At 62.5% G+C, this 12,990-nt stretch carries 15 protein-coding genes and 1 pseudogene; 7 read left to right on the top strand and 9 right to left on the bottom strand.

What is annotated here, in order from left to right:
* Window positions 1-34 precede the first annotated feature (34 nt).
* From MQW79_RS04965 to purC, 3 genes are all read right to left on the bottom strand, one after another.
* A complete protein-coding gene (locus tag MQW79_RS04965) occupies window positions 35-1,069 on the bottom strand; it encodes an acyltransferase family protein (RefSeq protein ID WP_476587180.1) in 1,035 nt (344 codons plus the stop codon).
* Between the two features lie 295 nt (window positions 1,070-1,364).
* Window positions 1,365-1,607, bottom strand: coding sequence for a phosphoribosylformylglycinamidine synthase subunit PurS (purS, locus tag MQW79_RS04960; protein WP_476587178.1), 243 nt, complete (start codon window positions 1,605-1,607; stop codon window positions 1,365-1,367).
* Between the two features lie 17 nt (window positions 1,608-1,624).
* The gene (purC, locus tag MQW79_RS04955; RefSeq protein ID WP_198875191.1) at window positions 1,625-2,389 is read right to left on the bottom strand and encodes a phosphoribosylaminoimidazolesuccinocarboxamide synthase; all 765 of its coding nucleotides are present in this window, start codon (window positions 2,387-2,389) and stop codon (window positions 1,625-1,627) included.
* 203 nt (window positions 2,390-2,592) lie between these two features.
* Between purC and MQW79_RS04950 the strand changes: the two genes are divergently transcribed.
* Window positions 2,593-2,916: a DUF1476 domain-containing protein gene (locus tag MQW79_RS04950; RefSeq protein ID WP_476587177.1), complete on the top strand. Its 324-nt coding sequence runs from the start codon at window positions 2,593-2,595 to the stop codon at window positions 2,914-2,916.
* A gap of 48 nt (window positions 2,917-2,964) precedes the next feature.
* Here MQW79_RS04950 and MQW79_RS04945 read toward each other — a convergent pair whose 3' ends face one another.
* The 4 genes from MQW79_RS04945 to rpe form a co-directional block, all read right to left on the bottom strand.
* Entirely contained in the window at window positions 2,965-3,378 is a 414-nt protein-coding gene (locus tag MQW79_RS04945) for a GNAT family N-acetyltransferase (protein ID WP_476587176.1), read from the bottom strand.
* Window positions 3,378-3,929, bottom strand: coding sequence for an RBBP9/YdeN family alpha/beta hydrolase (locus MQW79_RS04940; RefSeq protein ID WP_476587175.1), 552 nt, complete (start codon window positions 3,927-3,929; stop codon window positions 3,378-3,380). Before MQW79_RS04940 ends, MQW79_RS04945 begins: the two co-directional genes overlap by 1 nt.
* On the bottom strand, window positions 3,926-5,257 hold the full coding sequence (gene purB, locus MQW79_RS04935; protein ID WP_476587174.1) for an adenylosuccinate lyase: 1,332 nt from the start codon (window positions 5,255-5,257) through the stop codon (window positions 3,926-3,928). Before purB ends, MQW79_RS04940 begins: the two co-directional genes overlap by 4 nt.
* Before the next feature lie 195 nt (window positions 5,258-5,452).
* Window positions 5,453-6,136: a ribulose-phosphate 3-epimerase gene (rpe, locus tag MQW79_RS04930; RefSeq protein ID WP_476587173.1), complete on the bottom strand. Its 684-nt coding sequence runs from the start codon at window positions 6,134-6,136 to the stop codon at window positions 5,453-5,455.
* A 760-nt stretch (window positions 6,137-6,896) separates the two neighbouring features.
* On the opposite strand from rpe, the gene MQW79_RS04925 reads away from it, so the two are divergent.
* A complete protein-coding gene (locus tag MQW79_RS04925; RefSeq protein ID WP_476587172.1) occupies window positions 6,897-7,637 on the top strand; it encodes a cytochrome c biogenesis CcdA family protein in 741 nt (246 codons plus the stop codon).
* 164 nt (window positions 7,638-7,801) lie between these two features.
* Entirely contained in the window at window positions 7,802-9,007 is a 1,206-nt protein-coding gene (locus MQW79_RS04920) for a GNAT family N-acetyltransferase (protein ID WP_476587171.1), read from the top strand.
* On the opposite strand, the gene radC is transcribed toward MQW79_RS04920, so the two are convergent.
* A complete protein-coding gene (radC, locus tag MQW79_RS04915; protein WP_476587170.1) occupies window positions 8,999-9,724 on the bottom strand; it encodes a RadC family protein in 726 nt (241 codons plus the stop codon). The two genes, MQW79_RS04920 and radC, sit on opposite strands and share 9 nt — an antisense overlap.
* Window positions 9,725-10,558 carry a type I methionyl aminopeptidase gene (gene map / locus MQW79_RS04910; RefSeq protein WP_476587169.1) on the bottom strand — a complete coding sequence of 278 codons (834 nt, stop codon included), beginning with the start codon at window positions 10,556-10,558 and terminating at the stop codon, window positions 9,725-9,727. It abuts the gene before it with no gap.
* Window positions 10,559-10,674: 116 nt separating this feature from the next.
* Between map and MQW79_RS04905 the strand changes: the two genes are divergently transcribed.
* The 4 genes and pseudogenes from MQW79_RS04905 to MQW79_RS04890 all read left to right on the top strand — a co-directional run bounded on the left by MQW79_RS04905 (window position 10,675) and on the right by MQW79_RS04890 (window position 12,985).
* Window positions 10,675-11,448, top strand: a complete 774-nt coding sequence (locus tag MQW79_RS04905; protein ID WP_476587168.1) for a competence/damage-inducible protein A — start codon at window positions 10,675-10,677, stop codon at window positions 11,446-11,448.
* Between the two features lie 46 nt (window positions 11,449-11,494).
* Complete coding sequence (gene gpt / locus MQW79_RS04900) at window positions 11,495-12,025, top strand: xanthine phosphoribosyltransferase (RefSeq protein WP_476588184.1); 531 nt, start codon at window positions 11,495-11,497, stop codon at window positions 12,023-12,025.
* A 27-nt stretch (window positions 12,026-12,052) separates the two neighbouring features.
* A pseudogene (locus MQW79_RS04895) lies at window positions 12,053-12,415 on the top strand (phage minor head protein); the annotation flags it as partial.
* Between the two features lie 51 nt (window positions 12,416-12,466).
* The gene (locus MQW79_RS04890) at window positions 12,467-12,985 is read left to right on the top strand and encodes a hypothetical protein (RefSeq protein WP_476588270.1); all 519 of its coding nucleotides are present in this window, start codon (window positions 12,467-12,469) and stop codon (window positions 12,983-12,985) included.
* The last annotated feature ends 5 nt before the right edge of the window (window positions 12,986-12,990 follow it).

Below are 12,990 nucleotides of genomic sequence, written 5' to 3'. Positions count from 1 at the left end.
TAGAGAAGGGCCAGTCGGTTGACTGGCCCTTCTATCATTCAGCGGGGGCGGCCATTGGTGGTGTATGCTTCCTTGTGCCCGGGAGATGCGCCCAGGAGGGGCGCTCGAAGAGAAACTTTCCAAATCCCAATTTCTGGACGCACCACCACAGGACCAGCGGCGCCGTGATGGCGACGGCCATGGTCAGGAGGCTGAGGAGATTGGGCTCATCGATGCCCAGCCTGAGCAGGATCGTGCGTGCTACGCCCATGGGCAGGACAAAAGCCACGTAAATCACAAGTGACTTCGACCCCATCCAACGCAGCCAGTCCATGAAGGGAAGGCGCGTAAAGAGAGCGGCGATCATGCAAATCGCGGCAGAACCCGCGAGGGCGAGGAGTAGGTGCAGGCCGGGCAGGGCGCCCCAACCCATCTGGATGTGGACCGGATCCATGCGGAAGCCCGGCGAGAAGACCATGGCGGCATTGATCACGGCCCAGGCGGCCAACACCGCCAGTGCCGGAGCCACCCGGTCAGCCGACCAGGCCGCGAGCCGAAACAGCTGCGGGGCGAAGATGGCGCCGGCATAGAAATAAACGAAGTACTCCGCGAACTGGTCGATGAGGTAGCTGCCGGTGTGGATGCTGGCCATCTGCAGCACCGCCGAAACCGCCAGAACGGCCCAGCTCGGCGCCTTGATGTCATGAAGGAATTTGCTGGCGAGACCGAAGATGGCCAGCATGTAGATGAACCAGAGGACGCCATAGGGTTCTACGATGGCCCAGGCCAGCGAGCTAGCTGCTCCGCCAAAATCGCGGGCAATCAGCGCTTCCTTGAAGACAATGTGGATGACCGCCCAGAGCACGTAGAAATAAGCGTAGTGGATCACCCTCCGGTCAGCATAGGCCTTCCAGGGGCGATCGATGACCTGATTGAGAAACAGGCCGGACAGGAGGAAGAACTCCGGCATGCGGAACGGCATGGCGAAAGCAATCGTCCAATGCAGCAAGCCGGTCTGGCCAGTGTCTTCGCCAACGCTGGCAGCGCAATACATGGTGACGACGAGAAAGATGGACAGGCCTTTCGCCATGTCCACCCAATCCAGCCGTGTCCGGTCCAAAGCCATTTCCAAGCCTCCGCGTGTTAGGCGGAGAGCATAGGCGCACAGTCCTTAGCGGACCCTCAAATACGAGAGCCAGCCTTCAGGGAAAGCGCTGAATGGTAAGGATTTGGCTAAGGTCGATCAGACCGGAACCGATGCGTAAGCCGCGAAAAGCAGGCCCATCGAGGCGAAGAACATGACGGAAAGAGCGATCTGGGTCTTGCGCATAGTCATATGGTCCTGCGCCAGGATTTGGCGCGAAAAGAGTTATAGCCCGAAGGCGTTAATTTGAGATTTCGACGGAGTAGTTTTCGATCACGGTGTTGGCGAGGAGCTTCTCGCACATCGCATTGATCTGGGAACGTGCAGCTTCCGCATCGGTTCCAGCCACTTCGAAATCGAATACCTTTCCCTGTCGCACGCCGGCAACACCGGAGAAGCCGAGGCTGGCCAGCGAACCTTCGATGGCCTGCCCCTGGGGGTCGAGAACGCCGTTCTTGAGCGTGACGATGACGCGCGCTTTCATAGCAGCTTTCCCTGAAATTACTGGACGAGACGCGGACCAGTGGTCAGCGCATTGTCGTTTTCGACGAGGATGCCGAGGCGCTGGGCGACCTCGCGGTAGTTTTCGACGAGGCCGCCGAGGCCCTCGCGGAAACGATCCTTGTCCATCTTGTTGCGGGTCTTGATGTCCCACAGGCGGCAATTGTCCGGGCTGATCTCGTCGGCCAGCACGATGCGCATCAGATCGCCTTCATAGAGGCGGCCGCATTCGATCTTGAAGTCCACCAGCTGGATGCCGACACCCATGAAGAGGCCGGTGAGGAAGTCGTTGATGCGGACGGCGAGGCTCATGATGTCGTCGAGTTCGGCTGGCGTAGCCCAGCCGAAGGCGGTGATGTGCTCTTCGGACACCATCGGGTCGCCCAGTGCGTCGTCCTTGTAGCAGAACTCGATGATCGAGCGGGGCAGGCGCGTGCCTGGCTCGAGGCCGAGGCGCTTGACCAGCGAACCGGCCGCCACGTTGCGCACGATCACTTCGAGCGGGACGATCTCGACTTCCTTGATCAGCTGCTCGCGCATGTTGACGCGACGGATGAAATGGGTCGGGATGCCCAGGTCGTTGAGCTTGGTGAAGATGAACTCGGAAATCCGGTTGTTCAGCACGCCCTTGCCGTCGATCACTTCGTGCTTGGCGCCGTTGCCGGCGGTAGCATCGTCCTTGAAGTACTGCACCAGCGTGCCCGGCTCGGGACCCTCGAACAGGATCTTGGCCTTGCCTTCATAGATTTTGCGTCGACGGTTCATGGCGAATCCGGGCCTTGCGAAGGGGTGGAAGGATTGGCCGCTTCATGCGCCAGAACGGGACAGAAAAGCAAGGGCTTTCGTCCCCCTTCCCCTGCGGGGCATGCCGTCGCAGGCACGCACGTGCCGTTGATTTGCAGCGGCGAACCGCCTATGTCCTCTGGCGAAAGCCGAAAGCTCGGCCAGACAGCCAATTGGGAGTGACCATGAGCGGGTTCGACGAACGCAAGAAGGGCCAGGAAGCCAAGTTCGCATTCGATGCGGAAAAGAAGTTCAGGGCCGAAGCGCGCCGCAACAAGCTGCTGGGTCTGTGGGCCGCCGAACTGCTTGGCCTCGATGGCGAAGCTGCCAAGGACTATGCCACTGAAGTCGTGGCTTCCGACTTCCAGGAAGCCGGCGATGAAGACGTCTTCCGCAAGGTTTCGGGCGACCTCAAGGCCAAGGGCGTGGCCGTTTCCGACGAAGCGGTCCGCGAGAAGATGCTGAGCCTCATCGCCGTGGCCAGCGAGCAGATTGCCGCTGAGGACTGAGTTCAGTCAGCGATTTCTCAAGAGGGCCGGCCTTGTGCCGGCCCTTTTCTATCGGCGCACCCGCATCGCCATGCCAATCGAGACGGGCATGACCGGCTCAAAGCCGTATTTTGCGTAGAGATGTTTAGCATCGCCGTCCGCGATCAGGCTGACATAGGCGCCTTCGGGGGCGCTGGCGTTGAGCTGATCCATCAGCGCCGCCATGATGGCTTTGCCGAGGCCCTTGCCCTGGTGGGCAGGTTCAAGCGCAATGTCGACGATCTGGAAGGCGGTTCCGCCGTCGCCGATGATCCGGCCCATGCCAATGGCTGTTTCACCATGCATCACGGTCACGCCGAACCAGCTGTTAGGCAGGCCGATTTCGGCCTGCTCACGCGTTTTGGGGCTGAGGCCCGAGGCGACGCGCAGGCGGAGATAGTCGTCGATGCCGGGGACTCCGGCGGCGAGGTGATAATCGTCCATTAGAGTCGCTGCATCAGCCGCGTGAACATCAGCAGCCCTTCGGGCCAGGGGCCGTGCCCGGAATGGACATTGATATGCCCGGCATTGCCGGCCTGGTGGAAATCCGAGCCCCAGGCGCCGGCATAGTCGGCCGCGCATTCGAGCGAACAGAACGGGTCGCTGTCGGAGATCACCAGCAGCGAGGGAAAGGGCAGGGGATCGCGCGGCACGGTGCCAAAGGCGCGGGCTTCTTCGGGCACGTCCTTGTTGCTCTCGATGTCTGGTGGCGAGACAAGAAAGGCACCCCGCACCTTGCCCTCAGGGAAGCGCGCCGCCGCCTGCACCAAAGCGATGCAGGCCAGCGAATGGGCCACCAGCACGACCGGCCGTTCGGCCAGTTCGACCGCCTTGACCAGGGTGTCGGTCCAGTCTTCCGGGTCGGGATCGTCCCATTCGGCCTGTTCGACAATGGCGGCCGTGGACATTTTTTCGGCCCAGCGCAGTTGCCAGTGGCCCTCGCCGGAGCCGCCGAGCCCCGGCAGGATCAGGATGTCGGCGTCAGCGATCCTCATTCGGCGAACACGCGGGCAAAGATCGTATCGACATGCTTCAAATGATAGGCGTCATCGAACATGGCGTCGATTTGCGCATCATCAAGAGTCACTTCCGGGTCGTCCTTGAGGTTCTGCGCAAAGAGGCCCGCACGATCCCCCCGGTGTTCCCAGACCTTCATGGCATTGCGCTGCACGGCGGCATAGCTGTCCTCGCGGCTATAGCCGGCCTGGGTCAACGCCAGCAGCACGCGCTGCGAATTGTGCAGGCCCCCGAGCAGGTCGAGATTCTTGCGCATGTTCTCGGGATAGACCACCAGCTTGTCGATGACGCCGGTCAGGCGCGCCAGCGCAAAGTCCAGCGTGATGGTCGCGTCCGGCCCGATCATGCGTTCGACCGAGGAGTGCGAAATGTCGCGCTCGTGCCAGAGCGCCACGTTCTCCAACGCCGGCACCACCATGCCGCGCACGAGGCGGGCAAGGCCGGTGAGGTTTTCGGTCAGCACCGGGTTGCGCTTGTGCGGCATGGCCGAGCTGCCCTTCTGCCCGGGCGAGAAGAATTCCTCGGCTTCGAGCACTTCGGTGCGCTGCAGGTGGCGGATTTCCACCGCGACGCGCTCGATGGACGAGGCGATGACGCCCAGTGTCGCAAAGTACATGGCGTGGCGGTCGCGCGGGATGACCTGCGTCGAAACTGGCTCGATGGAGAGCCCCAGCTTTTCGGCGACATATTCTTCCACCAACGGGTCGATATTGGCGAAAGTGCCTATGGCGCCCGAAATCGCCGCGGTGGCAATCTCGTCGCGCGCCGCGACGAGGCGGGCCCGGTTGCGGCTGAATTCGGCATAGGCTTCGGCCAGCTTGACGCCAAAGGTGGTCGGCTCGGCATGGATGCCATGACTGCGGCCGATGGTGATCGTGTCCTTGTGCTCATAGGCGCGCTTCTTGAGTGCAGCCAGCAGAGCGTCGATATCGGCCAGCAGGATATCGGCGGCGTTCTTCAATTGCACCGACAGCGTGGTGTCGAGAATGTCCGACGAGGTCATGCCCTGGTGCACGAAGCGCGCTTCGGGGCCGACGATCTCGGAAAGATGCGTGAGGAAGGCGATGACGTCATGCTTGGTGGTGCGCTCGATCTCGTCGATGCGGGCGACGTCGAAGCCATAGTCGCCGCGCTCGGCCTTGCGGGCATTCATCACGGCCCAGATCTTGTCGGCGCTTTCCTTGGGCACGACGCCCAGTTCGGCCAGCTTGCTGGTGGCATGGGCCTCGATTTCGAACCAGATGGCGAACCGGCTCTCGGCCGACCAGTTGGCAACCATTTCAGGACGGGAATAGCGCGGAATCATGGGCTTAGCCTTGGTAAGTCAGAGTTTGATTCAGGGGCGACCGTTGGCCTGCCGACCCCCACCTAACCTCCTCCTGAAGAAGGGGGAGGGACTGGATCGAGTTTGTCCTCGTTCCATCAAAGAGCCGCCGGACCTGCTCCTCCCCCTGTTTCAGGGGGAGGCCGGGTGGGGGTGCCTTCGCACCAGCATACGCCCCTAAACCACCATCCCCGTCGCTGCCTCGCGGATGGCCTTGATCCGTCCGGCATAGGTCTTCGGGTCATTGCCCGCATAGACCGACGAGCCGGCCACCAGCACATTGGCGCCGGCCGCGACGATCTCGCGGGCATTGTCGGCAGTGACCCCGCCATCGACTTCAAGATCGATGTCCCGCGAGCCGATTAGCGCCTTGGCCTGGCGAATCTTCTCGATGCTGCCGGGAATAAAACTCTGCCCGCCAAAGCCTGGATTGACGCTCATGATCAGCACCAGGTCGACGTCGCCGATGACGTGCTCCAGCACCGATACCGGCGTCGCCGGATTGAGCGCCACGCCCGCCTTCTTGCCCAGCGCCCGGATCGCCTGCAGCGAGCGGTGGAGGTGCGGCCCAGCCTCGGAATGGACGGTAATGATATCGGCGCCAGCCTTGGCAAAGTCGGCCAGATACGGGTCGGCCGGCGCGATCATCAGGTGCACGTCGAACACCTTGTCGGTGACGCCACGGATGGCTTTCATGACAGGCGCGCCGAAGGAGATATTGGGCACGAAATGCCCGTCCATCACGTCGACATGAATATAGTCCGCGCCCCCCTCCACGATCGCCTTCACCTCATCGCCAAGCCGCGAAAAATCGGCCGACAGGATGGAGGGCGCTATGCGCAGGGGACGAGCGGTGGTCATGGGCACCTCGGCCAAAACGGGGTCGCCGGTGCTGTAGCGTGGGAATGGGGCAGGGGCAAGGGGCGGCTCCGCCCACAGGCCGAATTGCCGGGATTTGGGCATTCGGAGACTGGTGTTTCCCCGGGATCGTCGATTTCACCACCGGCGAGAATGGGGTCCGAAAGCAGTCCTGTCGATTTGCCTTCGATCCTGTAGCCTCACAGGCAACAACGGACCCCCGGGAAAAGTAATCCCCGTCCCAAAATCCGCCCCCATACTCCCTCCCATTCCCGTCACACACGCGGCCCCGACGCAGGGTCGGGCGGGGAGGATCGGATGGAGAGGGCGCTCTCCTGCGTGGGTAGAAAACTTCGGCGCTGTCTGGCGCCAGCCGAATGGCAACCCTCTAAAGGAGGGCCCGGACGGTTGGGGCCAAATAGAGGGCAGCACCGATGCGCTGGCAGCCGGACCCCAAAGGTACCGCCTGTGTTCCGGGCCCCCTAAGCAAGCCGATGTCGTGACGAACGGCCAGTGGCTCGTTACTTTGAACGTTCGTTTTGGGCCACTGGCCGTTCGTTACCGTGCAAGCGCGACGCCGAAAGGCCGGGCGCTTCTTGTCGTGCCCGAAAAGCTTCGAGCCCTCAGGACCAGACGCGCCAGTGGCGCGGCTGGAGGCGAGATGGCTTGCACGCCCTCACTTCCCCGCGATGCGGCCAAGCGGCTCATTGCCTTATCGCCGCGCCGCGCTAAACAGGTGCGCAGCAACAAGGAGCTTTCCGACGTGGAGTTTTCCCTGCCTCTGGTGATCGGCGCGGGCGTGCTGAGTTTTCTCAGCCCCTGCGTCCTGCCGCTGGTGCCGCCCTATCTCACCTATATGAGCGGGGCGAGCTATGACCAGTTGCGCGCCGAGGCGGTGTCGGGCTCGCCGGGGCGGCTGACCGGCCGGGTGGCGCTGACCTCCATCTTCTTCATCCTCGGCTTTTCGGTCGTCTTCATTACCCTGGGCGCCACGGCCACGGCCTTTGGCCAGGTGTTCCGGCAGCTCCTGCCGATCCTCACGCCCATTGCCGGCATCGTCATCATTGCCATGGGCCTGCATTTCCTTGGCGTTTTCCGCATCGGTATTCTCGATCGCCAGCTGCGCTCCAATGGTCCGGGTCAGGCGTCGGGGCCAGTGGGCGGCTTCCTGCTCGGGCTCGCCTTTGCCATTGGCTGGACGCCCTGTATCGGCCCGGTGCTGGCGGCGATCCTGTCCGTGGCGGCCAGCCGCGAGACGGCGTGGGAGGGGGCCTCGCTTCTCGGACTCTATTCGCTGGGCCTGGGGATACCGTTCTTTCTCGCCGGCATTGCGATTGGACCGTTCCTGACCTTCTTCAATGGCTTCAAGAAGCATCTCGGCACCGTGGAGAAAATCATGGGTGGCCTTCTGGTCTTTACCGGTATCCTGTTCCTCACCGGCAATTTCACCCGCATCTCCTACTGGTTTCTCGAGACATTCCCGGTTCTGGCCAATTTCGGCTGAGGACCGTTGCGTAGCCTGAAGTTAACCCTCTTCACGCATTGGTGAGAGCGTTGGGCTTTTTGCGAGCCGTGTTCAGGTCCGGTTTACTCCTGGGGGGCAGACTGGCGGCATTTCGGGGAACCACGGCAAATCCATTGAGCGCGCATAGCCAGGCCACCGCCCGTGTGGTGGAGCAGATCATAGCGGAGACAAGCGACCCGGTTGTCGTCGCTGTTGGCGCGCGTTACGCCTTCAGCGTCGAGGTCTTTCACGACATTGCCGACGTCGAATCCCTGTGGCGGCGCCTGACCGCGTCGGGGATCGAGTCGCCGGGGCAAAGCTTTGATTTCATCAGGCTCTGGGTGGCGGACCGAAAGATCCGCCCGGCCGACCAGCACTATGTCGTCGGATCGATCAATGGCGAGCCAGTGGCCATCCTGCCGCTGCACCGCAAGCGGGTGCATGGGATACGCCTTTTCACATGGTTTCCCGGCGCCCACGCCGGCTGCTACGGACCCGTTGCCGATAGCGCGACACTGAGCGCGCTGGGGCCCGCGGGGCGTACCGAACTCTGGCGGGCCATGACGAGCGCGCTCAAGGGAGCGGAGCTGGCCTATCTGCGCTCCGTCCCGGCCTGGATTGGCGACAAGATCGATCTTTTCGGGGAACTGGGCGCGCATCTGGCCGTCGAAACCCTCTTTCGCGCTCAGTTTTCATCCTGGGAGCAGTGTGACAGCGAGCAGCGCAGCCGTTCGCGCCGAAAGCATGACCGGCAGCAGGGGGACCGCCTGGCCGCCCTCGGCGCGGTGACGTTCGAAGAAATCGTCGATCCGGTGGAAGCGCATACGGCTGTGGACATCATGTTCTCGCAGCGCTCGGCACGCTTCCGCACGCAAGGTATTCGCGATGCCTTTGTCGCGGATCATCTGATGGGCTTTTATCACAATGCACTCGACCCGAATTCGGGTGTGGATGTGCGCCTGCACGTATTGCGGCTCGACGGCGCCATCGTCGCGGTTCGCTACAATGTCGTGCATGGTGACCGGATGTTCTGCCTTATTTCCTCGATGAGCGATTGCGAGCGTGTGCAAGGCGGCTCGCCGGGCAAACAGTGCTTGCTGCGGGTCATGCAGACGGTCTTCGATGGTGGAATGGCCGTTTTCGACATGGGCAGCGGCTTCACGGATGAAAAGCGACATTGGTGCAATGTGCAGGTGCCGCTGCGCCACCACTATGTGAGCCTCACGCCGTTGGGCACGCTCGTCGCCACGGGCCACAGCGCCTACCAGCGAGTGCGCGCCTGGGCCAAGGGCAATGACTCGATCAAGTCACTGCGCCGGCTCTTGCAACACCTCAAGGATCGCCGCTCGGGCGCCCCAGCCTCAGAATAGCTTTAGCCCGCGCAGCGATGCGTGGCCGGATTTGCCGATGATGATGTGATCGTGCAGCACGATCCCCAGCGGCTTGGCGACGTCAGCGATCTCCTTGGTCATGCGAATATCGGCAGAGGAGGGTGTTGGATCGCCCGAGGGGTGATTGTGCACAAGGATCAGTGCAGTCGCCGACAGCTCCAGAGAACGCTTGATGACCTCGCGCGGATAGACCGGCGTGTGATCGACTGTGCCAGTCTGCTGTACCTCATCGGCGATCAGCCGGTTCTTCTTGTCCAGGAACAGGATGCGGAACTGCTCGATGCTCTCGAATGCCATCTGGCTATGGCAATAGTCGATCAGCTGTGTCCAGGAAGACAAGATTGGCTTGTCATTGTTGATCCGGTCGCGGCCGAAACGGGCAGCGACGGCCTGGATGACCTTGAGATGAGCAACGGATGTTGGCCCCAGACCTTCGATGGCCTCGAGGCGAGCCTGGCTGGCGTTGAAAACGCCCGAGAATGAGCCGAATTCTCGCAGCAGGGTCTTAGCGAGGGCCTTGGTGTCCTTGCGCGGAACGACCAGCTGCAGCGCCAGTTCGAGGAGCTCATAGTCTTCCAGCGCATCGCCGCCGATTTTCAGGAACCGGTCTCGGACACGCTGGCGATGCCCGGCATGGTCATCGGCTACGGGAGCCGGAAAGCTGGCCTCGGCGAGTTCGTCGGGGCCATCGCTCATTTATGCCGCCCGCTTGGCCAGGGGGTTGAAGAGGTCGCCGGGCGACAGCGTAAAGATTTCGCAGCCTGTCTCGGTGATGCCGATGGAATGCTCGCATTGCGAGGAGAGCGTTCGGTCGCGGGTGACGGCAGTCCAGCCATCCGACAGGATTTTCACATGCGGCCGGCCTAGATTGACCATGGGCTCGATGGTGAAGATCATGCCGGGCTTGAGTGGCACACCGGCGCCAGCCGTGCCGAAATGCAGGATATTGGGCTCGTCGTGAAATAGCCGTCCAAGGCCATGGCCGACAAAGTCGCGCACCACGCTCATGCGCTCGGCCTCGACGACGGTCTGGATGGCAGCGCCGATATCACCCGTGGTATTGCCGGGCTTGGCGGCTTCAATGCCGGCCGCAAGGCTTTCATAGGTCACTTCGATCAGCCGCTCGGCCTTGCGCGAAATTTCGCCCACCGGATACATGCGGCTCGAATCCCCATGCCAGCCATCGACGACGAGGGTCAGGTCGACATTGACAATGTCGCCGTCCCGCAGTGGGCGTTCGTCGGGAATGCCATGGCAGACGACATGGTTGATCGAGGTGCAGACCGAGTGACGGTAGCCCTTGTAGAAGATCGTCGCTGGCACAGCGCCGTTGTCACGGGCGAATTCGTAGGCCACGCGGTCGATGGTGGAGGTCGGGACCCCCGCTTCCACGAAGGGGGTGATTTCGTCGAGCGCCCGCGCCGTCAGCGCGCCGGCGCGACGCATGCCTTCAAAACCTTCCGCGCCATGCAACGGGATGACGCCGGGGGTCCGGCGGGCTTTGGTGGCGGCGTCGACATAGGTAATCATGCAATGGTCTCCTGAAGCTGTAAAATAGGAGCTTAAACCGGGCTTGGGAAGGCCAGAGGGGCGTTGACTTGGTCTTCCTGCGCGGGCATCCACATCTGCCTCAAGGGAAAAGAGACATGACCCAGCACGAGACGCGCGTAACCGCCGGGATGATTGTCATCGGCGACGAAATCCTCTCCGGCCGTACCAAGGACGTCAATATCGGCGCCGTGGCCGATTTCTGCACCGATCTGGGCATCGACCTCATGGAAGTGCGGGTGGTCACCGACGAGCAGGACGCCATTGTCGAGGCGGTAAATGCCCTACGTGCCCGATATACTTATGTTTTCACCTCGGGGGGCATCGGCCCCACCCATGATGACATAACAGCCGACGCCATTGCCGCTGCCTTCGGCGTGGCGCTGCCGATCAACGATCAGGCCCGGGCCATGCTCGAAGCGCGCTGGAAGCAGACCGGCACCGAGGTCAACGAGGCGCGTCTGCGCATGGCCCGCATCCCTGTTGGCGCTGACCTGATCGTCAATTCAGTGTCCGCCGCGCCGGGCTTCCGCATCGGCAATGTGCATGTCATGGCCGGCGTCCCGGTGATCATGCGCGCCATGCTTGAGGCCTTGGCACCGACGCTTAAGGGCGGCAAGAAAGTTTCTTCCGTCGCGATCCCTGCGGCGGTGGGCGAGGGGACCCTGGGTGGGCCGCTTGGTGTCCTGCAGGCCGAATTCCCGGATGTGAAAATGGGTTCATACCCACAGATGGGCAAGGACCGGGTGATGGTCGAACTGGTGCTGCGCTCCTCGGACGAAGCGCGGCTGGCCGAGGCGGCCGAAAAGGTCCGCGCCATGGTGGCAGCTGCTCACGAAAAGGCCGGTATCGCTCCGCCTGATGCGGAATGATTGGCCTTTTGGCTTCGCTTTGCTAAGCAGCATCTCAAAGACATGAATTTTGGGCTCGGCCCCGCCAGGAGACAGATCCGTGAGCAATCCCAACCAGAAGTCGTTTCCCGTCACCTGGGATCAGTTCCACCGCGACAGCCGCGCTTTGGCCTGGCGCCTTGCCAGCATCGGCCCGTTCGATGCTGTGGTGGCGATTGCCCGCGGCGGACTCGTGCCAGCTGCCATCGTGGCGCGCGAGCTCAATATCCGCACCGTCGAGACCGTCGCGGCCAAGAGCTATGACCACCAGAACCAGAGCGGCATCAAGATCTTGAAGGAAATCAGCCAGCCTGTTCTCGACCTGGTCAAGAATGGCGGCAAGGTTCTGATCGTCGACGATCTCGTGGATACCGGCAATACTGCCCGCGTGGTCCGCGAAATGCTCCCCGGCGCCCATTTTGCCACTGTCTATGCCAAGCCCAAGGGCCGGGACATGGTCGATACCTTCATCACCGAAGTCAGCCAGGACACCTGGATCTTCTTCCCCTGGGACCTCGACGTCGCCTACGTCGCCCCGATCTCCGGCGGCACGGACTGACAGTATTTATCCCCGCCATCTGACACCGTGAGACCCTGCTTTCGCATTCACGCGAGGGCAGGGCATGGTCAAGTTGTCGGCAAGACTGGAAAGCGGACGCAAGGCGCTCGGCACCTTGGTCAGGCTCAAGGCGTTCGAGAGTTATGTCAGACGCGGACGTGTGCCCCGGAACCTGGCTCGGCTCTCGGCCATCGCGGCCGACGAGCTGAATTCCTTGAATTTTCCGCTGGCCTGTCGACGAAGGCGCTGAGCAACGGCAAGGCAACAACCCACTACACGTGGCGCACGGCCCGCGACGACAGGGTTCGCCACGCGCATGCGGCGCTAGAGGGCAAGGTTTTCTCCTGGACTTCGCCGCCCGAAAGCGGCCATCCCGGCGCCGCGCATAACTGCCGCTGCTGGGCAGAGCCATACTACGGCGCCCCGGCGGTTCCCGACTCAATGCTGCAACTTGCCCGAAATCGGCAGATACTGTCCGACCCACAGCAGCGCATCGCCACCATCGAGACGCTGACCCGGCCAGACGGCAGCATCGCGGCGTCCACCGTCGCCATGATGGATGGCACCAGCATCAACTCCGTCTTCCAGGGGTCGAGTGTTTCGCAGCTGGTGTCCTTTCCGGATGGGGTGGACTATCAGTCCCTGAGGTTCGGCACGACCCGGGACATAACGGTTCGGCAAGGCGGCGAGACGGTCTTGCGGGTGGCCCAACTTCGCCTCTTCGCGCCTGGGGCTCTACCGCCCCTGGTCTCGGCGCCGACCCCGGCGCATCGACCCCTGGAACTGACCGGGCCGCCCGTGGCGGAGGTCACTGCAGCACCTTACGCATTGCTGATCCGCGGGGCGCTGGAGCTTTACAACACTGCGGTCGCTGCGCCGAGCCGATGGGGGTGGGCGATGGCGACCTTCCTGTCATGGCAATTAAGATATGGCAGGGTGTTGGGTCAGATGGATCGGTAGTAGTA

Source organism: Devosia sp. Micro-HW1 (assembly GCF_056341075.1).
Note: the sequence above shows the minus strand (reverse complement) of the source record. Positions and strands in the feature narration are given on the sequence as shown.

Excerpts from the sequence above, each read along its gene's own strand:
- MQW79_RS04965 (WP_476587180.1), bottom strand. The coding sequence starts at position 1,069 with ATGGCGAAAGGCCTGTCCATCTTTCTCGTCGTCACCATGTATTGCGCT.
- purS (WP_476587178.1), bottom strand. The coding sequence starts at position 1,607 with ATGAAAGCGCGCGTCATCGTCACGCTCAAGAACGGCGTTCTCGACCCC.
- purC (WP_198875191.1), bottom strand. The coding sequence starts at position 2,389 with ATGAACCGTCGACGCAAAATCTATGAAGGCAAGGCCAAGATCCTGTTC.
- MQW79_RS04950 (WP_476587177.1), top strand. The coding sequence starts at position 2,593 with ATGAGCGGGTTCGACGAACGCAAGAAGGGCCAGGAAGCCAAGTTCGCA.
- MQW79_RS04945 (WP_476587176.1), bottom strand. The coding sequence starts at position 3,378 with ATGGACGATTATCACCTCGCCGCCGGAGTCCCCGGCATCGACGACTAT.
- MQW79_RS04940 (WP_476587175.1), bottom strand. The coding sequence starts at position 3,929 with ATGAGGATCGCTGACGCCGACATCCTGATCCTGCCGGGGCTCGGCGGC.
- purB (WP_476587174.1), bottom strand. The coding sequence starts at position 5,257 with ATGATTCCGCGCTATTCCCGTCCTGAAATGGTTGCCAACTGGTCGGCC.
- rpe (WP_476587173.1), bottom strand. The coding sequence starts at position 6,136 with ATGACCACCGCTCGTCCCCTGCGCATAGCGCCCTCCATCCTGTCGGCC.
- radC (WP_476587170.1), bottom strand. The coding sequence starts at position 9,724 with ATGAGCGATGGCCCCGACGAACTCGCCGAGGCCAGCTTTCCGGCTCCC.
- map (WP_476587169.1), bottom strand. The coding sequence starts at position 10,558 with ATGATTACCTATGTCGACGCCGCCACCAAAGCCCGCCGGACCCCCGGC.
- MQW79_RS04905 (WP_476587168.1), top strand. The coding sequence starts at position 10,675 with ATGACCCAGCACGAGACGCGCGTAACCGCCGGGATGATTGTCATCGGC.
- MQW79_RS04890 (WP_476588270.1), top strand. The coding sequence starts at position 12,467 with ATGCTGCAACTTGCCCGAAATCGGCAGATACTGTCCGACCCACAGCAG.